This window comes from Nocardia vinacea NBRC 16497 (assembly GCF_000308835.1).
Taxonomy (GTDB): Bacteria; Actinomycetota; Actinomycetes; order Mycobacteriales; family Mycobacteriaceae; genus Nocardia; species Nocardia vinacea.
In genome coordinates, this window is sequence record NZ_BAGN01000052.1 from 35,886 (window position 1) to 45,574 (window position 9,689).

A 9,689-nucleotide genomic window follows, 5' to 3' on the forward strand; every position below is an offset into this window, starting at 1 on the left:
TTCGACATGGGCAAGACGTGGTTCGGCCACTACCGCCTCGATCGGTTGCTCGGCACCGGTGGGACCGGGCAGGTCTGGCTCGCCCTGGACACCGTCGCCGACCGTGCCGTCGCTCTGAAGGTGCTGGCCTGCTCGCACGCCGCCGATCCGACCTGCCGACTGCGGTTCACCAGGGAGGCCCGCCTGGCCGCGCACGCTCCGGGACCGCACCGGGTTCCGATCCACACCTTCGGCGAACTCGACGGCCGCCTCTATATCGATATGGAGTTCATCGAGGGCACCGATGTCAGCGCATTGCTGCGGGAAGCCGGGCCGCTGGATCCGGCGCGTGCCGTGGCGATCATCGCGCAGACCGCGAAGGCGCTCGATGCCATGCACCGGGTCGGCTTGGTGCACCGCGACGTCAAACCGTCCAACATCATGGTGGGCCCGACCGGGTTCGTCCATCTGATCGACTTCGGCATCGCACATCGAATCGACCAACCCGCCATCACGGCCCACGGCAATGTGGTCGGCACCCTGGCATATATGGCGCCGGAGCGCTTCGACGGCATCGCCGACGCGCCCGCGGACCAGTACTCACTGGCCTGCGTTCTATACGAATGCCTCACCGGCCAAAGACCTTTCGGCAATGTCGACTCTCCACAGCAACTGCGCGCCCATCTGCTGACCGCCCCACCCAGCGCCGCCACCCTGAACCCTGCCGTACCCGCGGCCCTCGACGACGTCATCACCCGCGCCATGGCCAAGGACCCCAGCCAACGCTATTCCAGCGCAGGCGAATTCGCCTGCGCGGCGTATGCCGCGGTGACCGGCCGCGAGGCCTCGACAGTCGAGATCGTCGCGGAAACCGTGCCGACAAACCTTGGTCTGCCCGAGCCATGGCGTGCGGCCGAGTCGCTCGGCGCCGGTGCCGGGCCACGCGTCGCGGAGTCTGCCGGTGAGCCGATGCGGGCTGGCGGAGTCCAGCCGATGCAGGTCGCTGAGTCAGCAGCTGCCTCGATGGGGGCCTTGGGGTCCGGGGGTGAGCAGATGCGAGATGCCGGGTCTGCGCGTGCTGCGGTGCAGGGCGGCCCGTCCGAGGGCTCGGAGATTCGGGCCGCTCAACCTGTCTATGAGCTGATGCGAGGCGGCTCGTCTGAAGGTACGAGGGCGGGGGAGGCTCAACCTGTGCCGGAGACGATGTGGGCCGGTGGGGTCGAAGCGGCCGGTATGTGGGATGCCGGGCCTGTGCGGGAGTCGGCGTGGGGCGGTGGAGCCGTGGGTGCGGGGATACGTGGCGCTAGGTCTGTTCCTGAATCGGCGCGGGTCAGCGGGTCTGTGGGCGCGCCTATGCGGGGCCGTGAGGCCGCAGGTCAGGGAATGCGTGATGTCGGTGGTGTGCGTGATTCGATGTGGGGCGCCCGGTCTGGGCGGCAGTCGGGCCGGGGCGGTGCGGCCGCGGCTGAGCGGACGCGGGATGTTGAGACTTCGGGTGTGTCGACGTGGGTTGGTGGGGGTGTGGGGGAGTCGGGGCGAGATGTTGAGTTGTCGGGGGAGGGTGCGGGTTTGTGGGGAGTTGGTCCGCGGCACGCGGCTGTTGCTGTTGCTGCGTTGGTTGCTGTGATCGGGTTGGCGCTGTGGTTGGGGCGGCCGGGGGGCGAAACGAGTTCCGCGGCACCGTCATCCGGCAGGCCTACGCCTACTGTTCCCGGATCGTCGGTGCCGACCGAATCGGCGCAGGCGGCGTCGCCGAATGTGGTGATTCCGGGTGTAGGGCAGCTGTGCGATCCGGATATCGACGGCATTACTACTGCTGCCGACGGGACACCGCTCGCATGTCGAACTGTGGGTGGTAGCAGCGCGAATTGGGTTCCCGCGCAGCCCTTCGGCGAGATACCCGAACAGCCGTCGGAACCCACGATCGTTGGCAATGGAAATCCGCATGTGGACAACTCGGCCAATGGCGACTCGGGCAACGATAAGCCGAACAAGGGCAAGCCCGGCCATGGCGGCCGCGCCAAGCCGGGCAAGTAAGCAGTGCCGAGTGGTACACCCCGGTGTTTGCAGCGGTCGTGTCGCCGATTGAGTAGGACTACGTAGGGGAGGTCACACTGTTCGAGGGTGGGTGGCGGGGTTAGGGTCGGGGATAGGTTCGGGCGATGCGGTTTCGATCGGGTTGCCGCCCTACTCCGCAACGGCGCGGCCACCTGCCTCGTCCCAGTGATGGAGGTCAGTGATGGGGGAACAGTTCGGGAAGTACCGGCTCGACCGTTTGCTCGGGCGGGGCGGCATGGGGGCGGTATGGCTGGCGCATGACAGCGAAACCGGGCGCACGGTCGCGCTGAAGGTGTTGGCGGAGCAGGTGGCCGCTGATGTGGACTATCGAAAGCGGTTCCAGCGGGAGGCGCGGCTCGGATCGAGTCTGCGACATCCGCATATCGTGCCGATTCACGGTTTCGGGGAACTCGACGGCCGGTTGTACATCGATATGGAGTACATCGATGGCATCGACCTGGCCGAAATGCTGACCAGGGTGGGCACTTTGACACCTGCCGCGGCCGTCGACTTCGTGACGCAGGCGGCCTCGGGTCTGGATGCGGCGCATCGAGCCGGGCTGATCCATCGTGACGTCAAACCGTCGAACATCCTGGTCGGCACCGGTGGGCATGCATATCTCATCGATTTCGGCATCGCGCAGAGCCTGGGCCAGACCGCCGTCACCGCCACCGGCATGGCCATCGGCAGTTGGGCCTATATGGCGCCGGAACGTTTCAACGGCACCGTCGACGCCCGCTCCGACGTCTACTCCCTGGCCTGCGTCCTCTACGAATGCCTGACCGGCCGCCGCCCCTACGGCGACACCGACCCGGCCCGTCAGATGCACGGCCACCTGATGACCGACCCGCCCCGAGTCTCAACCGTGAACCCAGCGGTCCCACCGGAATTGGACGCGGTAATCGCCCGCGGCATGGCCAAGGACCAGACCCACCGCTATCCCACCGCCCGTGAATTCGCCGCCGCCGCCTACACAGCCACCGCCTTCGCGCGCGTCCCACACCCCGCACCGCATTCATCGACACCTAGCTCGCCCCAGCATTCGACCCCCAAGTCGCCGACTCCACCAGCCCAGCCTCCGGATGCGCCGCAGTCACGTACGCCGCAGTCGGCAGCACCGCAGCCGCCGCTCCCAGATGTGCCGCAGTCGGCAGCACCGCAGCCGCCGCTCCCAGATGCGCCGTTACCGCAGGCGCGACGGCAGGCAGTAGATGTGCAGCCGACACCGACACGGGTGGAGACGCACTTGTCGACGCGAGTCGTGACCGACCCGCCGACGCAGGCAGAGACACCCACGCCGACATCATCGGCGGAATCACCAGCACCATTGGTAGAGTCGCCGAAGCCGCTCCATCCCACCAAGGTCCTCCCGGAGCCCGGCCCCACGCCGACACTCGTGGCAACCCGACTGGCACCGCCCCCACCAGCGGGACCCGCCGCACCGCAGCATTCACCGTGGGCACCGAATCGTGCTGCGGTCCAACCGACACCGGTCATCCGCCCGCCAGCACGAGCCAAACGAGCTGCACCACAACCGAAGCGGGCTCCGCTTGCCCCTCGCTGGTCGGTCTCACAGCGCCGCCCATGGATCGCACCACCGCCACGCAAGTATCAGCGGAGGCGCCGCAAGTCCTTCCTGTCCAGGCTGATCGGCGCACTCGTCGTCATAATCCTGACCCCGTTCATGCTGGCTGCGGGCTGTGCCGCCTTGATCGCCTTCGGCAATACCGGCAGCGGCGGCGGCACGCGCACGGCCGATCCATCGGTTGCGGTGCGCGACGGGGATACCGCGCAATCAGCCGAGCCGCCAGCGCCGGTATCTGCGGGTTTGAACAGCCCGGTGCGCGACGGCAAGTTCGAATTCGTGGTCACCTCGGTGGATTCCGGTGTCCCGCGGATCGGATTGCAGAATGCGGGCGGCTCCTACTCCGTGGTCACTGTCGCGGTCCGCAATATCTCCGACGAGCCGAAGTGGTTCCTGCCCGTCGGTCAACGTCTCGTGGACACTCAGGGCCGCCAGGTCGACCACAACGCGATCGCGACCATGTGGCAGACCACCCAGCGCCGCTACGGCTATTCGTTCGAACTCCAGCCCGGCCAATCGGCTACCACCCAGCTGGTCTTCGACGTCGCGCAGGACGCCACCCCGAGTCGGCTCGAACTACACGACTTCATGCTCTCCAACGGCGCCACCGTCGAGCTGAACTAGCGCGGCCAGGGCCGCATGCACGGCTTGCCGCCCGATCGTCAATGCCTCGGAGAGCAGCGCGGTATCGCGCGCGGCGCTGTCCACATTCGGGGAGCCGAGGGGCGGGTGGATCTGCAGAGCCGCATCCCCGAGCCCCGCCAGGAAGTTGTCCTCGACGGCCTGCTGATGCGGCCGCTGCAGCCAGGCGCGGTAAGCCCCTGGTGCCCTGACGCGCAGATAGCTACCCCCGACGACCTGGTGCAGCCGAGGCGCGGCTGGGCGCTTTTCATCGGTGCGTCGAGTGCGCAGCACCAAGGCGTGCGTCGCACCGTCACGCACCGCGGTGCGGATCGGCACCGTTTCGGACAGTCCGCCGTCGAGATATTCGGCACCGCCGAGCGGCACCGGCGGACCGGCGAGAATCGGCAGCCCCGCCGAGGCCCGCAGCGCGGTCATCAGCGTGGGTTTGTCGACGATGTGCCTGCGTAGATCGACCGCGCGCCCGGTGCGGATATCGGTGCCGATCGGATGAAAGGTGGTGGTATTGGCCAGAATTGCCGGAAAATCCATCGGCTCGATGCCGTCGTACACCTGGTTCACCAGGTAGTCCAGGTCGAAGGCGGGCCGCCCGCGCAGCAGTCGCGCCGGATCGACCGCACGTCGCATGATCACCGGATCGGTCCACGCCCGCATGGCCGCCAGCGCCCGCCCGCACAAGAACCACGCACCGTTGATCGCACCGGCCGAAGTGCCGTACACGGCATCAAAGACCGAGGAGAGCCCGAGTTCGTCGAGCGCCTGCACCATCCCACTGGAGTAGACGCCGCGGCTGCCACCACCCTCGACGACCAAGGCGAGGCGATATCCGTCGGCGCGGCTGGCTGATTCACGTCGGCCGCGGATGACCTCCGCGACGGTGGGGACGACGGCAGAGCTGGTCACCGAACCACGATACGACAGAGCGGGCGCGGACGTCGGTGTCCAGCGCCCGCTCCGAGACGGTCTTCGCCAGCTGTTTACTTGATCTCTGCCAGCACGGTGCCCTGGGTGATGGCCGCGCCGGCCTCCACCGACAGTCCGGTGACCACACCGGCCTTGTGCGCGTTGACCGGGTTCTCCATCTTCATGGCCTCGAGCACCACGATCAGATCGCCCGCCTCGACCGACTGGCCCTCTTCGACCGCGACCTTGACCACGGTGCCCTGCATCGGCGCGGTGACCGCATCACCTGAGGCCGCGCCGCCGCCTGCGCCGCCACGCTTGCGCGGCTTGGGCTTCTTGCGGATCACTCCGGCGCCATTGCTGGCCGCACCCGCGGCGCCGGCGCCGACGGTGAAGTTGCCCGGCAGCGATACCTCGACCCGACGCCCACCGACCTCGACGACGACCTTCTGCCGCGGCAGATCCTCGTCCTCGTCAGCGGTGGCACCGGCCGGGGTGTACGGCTCGACGTTGTTGACCCACTCGGTCTCGATCCACTTGGTGTAGACGTCGAACTTCTCGCCGTCACCGATGAACGCCGGATCCTCGACGATCGCGCGGTGGAACGGGATGACCGTCGCCAGCCCCTCGACGTGGAATTCGGCCAGCGCGCGCCGGGCCCGCTGCAGCGCCTGCTCCCGGTTCTCGCCGGTGACGATCAGCTTGGCCAGCATCGAGTCGAACTGACCGCCGATCACACTGCCCTGCACCACACCGGAATCGACACGCACACCGGGGCCGCTGGGCTCCTGGTACACCGACACCGGACCCGGTGCGGGCAGGAAGCCGCGGCCGGCGTCCTCACCGTTGATCCGGAACTCGAAGGCGTGCCCGCGCGGCGTCGGATCCTCTTTGATCGCCAGCTCATGGCCCTCGGCAATACGGAACTGCTGACGCACCAGGTCGATTCCGGCGGTCTCCTCGGTGACCGGGTGCTCGACCTGCAGGCGGGTGTTCACCTCGAGGAACGACACGGTGTCGCCCTGCACGAGGTATTCCACGGTGCCCGCACCGTAGTAACCGGCCTCCTTGCAGATGGCCTTGGCCGAAGCGTGGATCCGCGCGCGCTGATCATCGGTCAGGAACGGCGCGGGCGCCTCCTCGACCAGCTTCTGGAACCGGCGCTGCAGCGAGCAGTCGCGGGTACCGGCAACGACGACATTGCCGTGCTTGTCGGCGATTACCTGCGCCTCGACGTGGCGGGCCTTGTCCAGGTACTGCTCGACGAAGCATTCGCCGCGACCGAACGCCGCGGTGGCCTCGCGGACGGCGGAGTCGAACAGCTCCGGAATCTCCTCGATGGTGTGCGCGACCTTCATACCGCGACCGCCACCACCGAAGGCGGCCTTGATCGCGACGGGCACGCCGTACTCTTCGGCGAACTCCACCACCTCGGCCGCGTTCTTGACCGGATCCTTGGTGCCCGCCGCCATCGGCGCCTTCGCGCGCTCGGCGATGTGGCGCGCGGTTACCTTGTCACCGAGGTCGCGGATGGACTGCGGGGAGGGGCCGATCCAGATCAGCCCGGCGTCGATGACAGCCTGGGCGAAGTCGGCGTTCTCGGAAAGGAATCCGTAGCCGGGGTGGATGGCGTCGGCACCGGACTTGGCCGCAGCATCGAGGATCTTGTCGAAGACGAGGTACGACTCGGCCGAGGTCTGCCCACCGAGGGCGAACGCCTCGTCGGCGAGCTTTACGAAGGGGGCATCGGCATCCGGCTCCGCGTACACCGCGACACTGCCGATACCGGCATCCTTGGCCGCCCGGATCACGCGAACGGCGATCTCGCCTCGGTTAGCTACGAGTACCTTCGATATCCGCGCGCTGGCATGGCTGGGCACTGAGCCTCCTGTTAGCAATCTTCTTGGTCGCCCCGTGGTCGACATACTTCCGTCTCGGGCGAGTGTAGGCAGTCTGCCAACAACCGCCGCACTCGGATAGGCCTACTCCGCAGTAGGTCACACATCACAATGGGCCCTCGGCTGTGATGCGCCCAGATCACGGCTATCGGGCGCGCGCCTTGCGGGTACCGGCCGTCGGTGCGTCACCCGGTTCATACCCCTTGGCAATCGGCATGCGAACCGAATTGCCCCATTCGGTCCAGGACCCGTCGTAATTGCGCACGTTTTCGAACCCGAGCAGATAGGTCAGCACGAACCAGGTGTGGCTGGACCGCTCGCCGACCCGGCTGTAGACGACCAGATCGTCCGCGACGGCCAGCGCGCCATAGATATCGTCCAATTCGGCGCGGGAACGGAAGCGCCCGTCGCTGTGGAAGGCCTCGGTCCACGGAATGTTCACCGCGGTCGGAATATGTCCGCCGCGCAGCGCCGCGTCCTCGGGATTGGCCGGCGGTTGGATCAGCTCACCGGAGTACTCCTCGGGGGAGCGAACGTCGATCAGCGGCTTGCCGAGATGGGCGAGCACATCCTCGCGGAACGCCCGCACCGAACTGTCGTCGCGCCGGACCGTCGGATATTCGCTGCGCGGCAGGTAGGGCGGGTCGAAGGTGGTGTCGCGCACCTCGGAGATCCACGCGTCCCGTCCGCCGTCGAGCAGTCGCACATCCGGATGCCCGAACAGGGTGAAGACCCAGAACGTGTGCGCGGCCTGCGCGTTGCCGCGATCGCCGTAGATCACCACGGTATCGTCGCGCTCGATTCCTTTGGCGCGCATCAACTCGGTGAACCGGGCACCGTCGATATAGTCACGCGTAACCGGATCGTTGAGGTCGCCGCGCCAATCGACCTTGGTGGCCCCGGGAACGTGACCGATGTCATAGAGCAGGATGTCCTCATTGGACTCGATGATCTTCAGCCCCGGCGTGCCGATGTTTGCCGACAGCCACTCTGTGGTTACTAGTCGGTGAGGATGTGCGTACGAACCGAAGGCAGGATGAGAGTCCGGGGCAACGGGCACGATATGGGTCCTTCACGCGAGGTAGACGGGTGGTTATAGCGGTTCGGGTCTCACGCCGATGTTAGGTGTGAGGCGTTAGTGAAACTCGTTTCAGATCACAAATCGGCTGAATGGGCGAATAAATCGCACCCTCATCCGATAAAGTCTCCCGGGAGGAGGGGTGAGCTATGTCCGATTCTTGGCCGAGGCGTCGACTGCTCGCGATCCTACGTGGCGCCAGCGAACCTCTCGACGCCCAAGAACTGGCCAGAATCACCGGACAGCACGTCACCACTGTTCGGTTCCATCTGGATGTGCTTACCAGGGAATCGCTGGTGCGGCAGTTCCAACAACCACCGCGCGGCCGTGGGCGTCCGCGCATCGGCTACAGCGCGGTCCAGCGATCGGTTGGCTATCAGGAACTGGCCCAGGTCCTAGCCGACCAGCTCGGTCCCGATCCGCGGCGTCGGTCCGAGGCGGCCATTGCCGCCGGACGTGCCTGGGGCGCCAAACTCGACGCGGGTGACCACGCGGTCGAATCGCTGGAGGACGCCAAGGACGTCACTATGACGCTGATGTCCGAACTGGGTTTCGCGCCGGAGCGTGACGCGGCCACCGAAACCGATGAGCACGTCCTGATCCGGCTCACCGCCTGCCCGCTGCGCGAACTCGCGCGCACCCATTCCGAGGTGGTGTGCGGCGTGCACCTGGGCTTGATCAAAGAGGTGCTCGACCGCAACGGCGTGCGCGGTGAGGTGAATGTCCGGCTGCAACCGTTCGTCGAGCCGGAGCTCTGCGTCGTTCGATTGGAACTCATGGCGGCGCGGCGGGACCAGGACGTGCGGCGCGATCAAGAGGTGCTCCGGGAGCCGGAGCGCGACGCGACACCGGTGCCGATCGGCGCGGAGGCCGGGGCGGAGCCGCGGATCGCGCCGCCGTCAGCTGGGCGAGTGGCGCCACAGCTGCGCAATGCCGACCCCAATGTCGCCAAGCAGTCGGCGCAGCAGTGGTAGTCCGATCCCGATAACGCTCGACGGATCGCCATCGATGCGATCGACGAACCAACCGCCCATGCCATCGAGTGTGAAAGCACCGGCGACCTGCAACGGCTCGCCGGTCGCGATGTAGGCGTCCAGCTCCTCGGGTTCGGGCTTGGCGAAATGCACTGTGGTGGAACTGCAGTCGACGGATTGGGCGACGATTTCGCCGTCGCGCATGCGCAGAACGCAGTGGCCGGTAATGAGATCCGCACTGCGCCCGGCCATTTCGGACCAGCGGGCCCGCGCGACCTCGGGCGTATGCGGTTTGCCCTGTAGTTCGCCGTCGACGAGCAGCATCGAATCACAGCCGACCACAACGCAATCCGCGGCGAAATCCGGAATCGTGGCGGCCACCGACCGCGCCTTTGCCCGCGCGAGCTCTACCACGACGACCTCCGGCGCCGTGCCGGGCGGCAGTGCCGCGGCGACGGCGTCCTCGTCGACATCAGAGATCCGGACGACGGGTTCGATGCCCGCCGAGCGCAATACCGCGCGGCGGGCGGGCGACGCGGACGCGAGAACGAGTCTCGTCATCCGATCAGTCG

The 9,689-nt window shown here is 67.1% G+C and carries 7 protein-coding genes; 3 read left to right on the plus strand and 4 right to left on the minus strand.

The features are described from left to right. Nucleotides 1-6: 6 nt before the first annotated feature. Nucleotides 7-2,016: a serine/threonine-protein kinase gene (locus ON44_RS46545; protein WP_051181619.1), complete on the plus strand. Its 2,010-nt coding sequence runs from the start codon at nucleotides 7-9 to the stop codon at nucleotides 2,014-2,016. 202 nt (nucleotides 2,017-2,218) lie between these two features. Further along, nucleotides 2,219-4,246, plus strand: coding sequence for a serine/threonine-protein kinase (locus ON44_RS46550; RefSeq protein ID WP_051181621.1), 2,028 nt, complete (start codon nucleotides 2,219-2,221; stop codon nucleotides 4,244-4,246). Here the strand turns inward: ON44_RS46550 and ON44_RS06285 are convergent. From ON44_RS06285 to ON44_RS06295, 3 genes are all read right to left on the minus strand, one after another. Next, the gene (locus ON44_RS06285; RefSeq protein WP_051181622.1) at nucleotides 4,199-5,167 is read right to left on the minus strand and encodes a patatin-like phospholipase family protein; all 969 of its coding nucleotides are present in this window, start codon (nucleotides 5,165-5,167) and stop codon (nucleotides 4,199-4,201) included. The genes ON44_RS46550 and ON44_RS06285 overlap by 48 nt on opposite strands. Before the next feature lie 74 nt (nucleotides 5,168-5,241). Then, entirely contained in the window at nucleotides 5,242-7,047 is a 1,806-nt protein-coding gene (locus ON44_RS06290; protein ID WP_040686937.1) for an acetyl/propionyl/methylcrotonyl-CoA carboxylase subunit alpha, read from the minus strand. A 163-nt stretch (nucleotides 7,048-7,210) separates the two neighbouring features. Further along, nucleotides 7,211-8,125: a sulfurtransferase gene (locus ON44_RS06295; RefSeq protein ID WP_040686939.1), complete on the minus strand. Its 915-nt coding sequence runs from the start codon at nucleotides 8,123-8,125 to the stop codon at nucleotides 7,211-7,213. Between the two features lie 167 nt (nucleotides 8,126-8,292). Here ON44_RS06295 and ON44_RS06300 point away from each other — a divergent pair, with 167 nt between their 5' ends. Next, nucleotides 8,293-9,117, plus strand: a complete 825-nt coding sequence (locus tag ON44_RS06300) for a helix-turn-helix transcriptional regulator (protein WP_040686941.1) — start codon at nucleotides 8,293-8,295, stop codon at nucleotides 9,115-9,117. Here ON44_RS06300 and ON44_RS06305 read toward each other — a convergent pair. Further along, complete coding sequence (locus ON44_RS06305) at nucleotides 9,043-9,678, minus strand: Maf family protein (RefSeq protein WP_040686943.1); 636 nt, start codon at nucleotides 9,676-9,678, stop codon at nucleotides 9,043-9,045. The two genes, ON44_RS06300 and ON44_RS06305, sit on opposite strands and share 75 nt — an antisense overlap. Nucleotides 9,679-9,689: the final 11 nt, after the last annotated feature.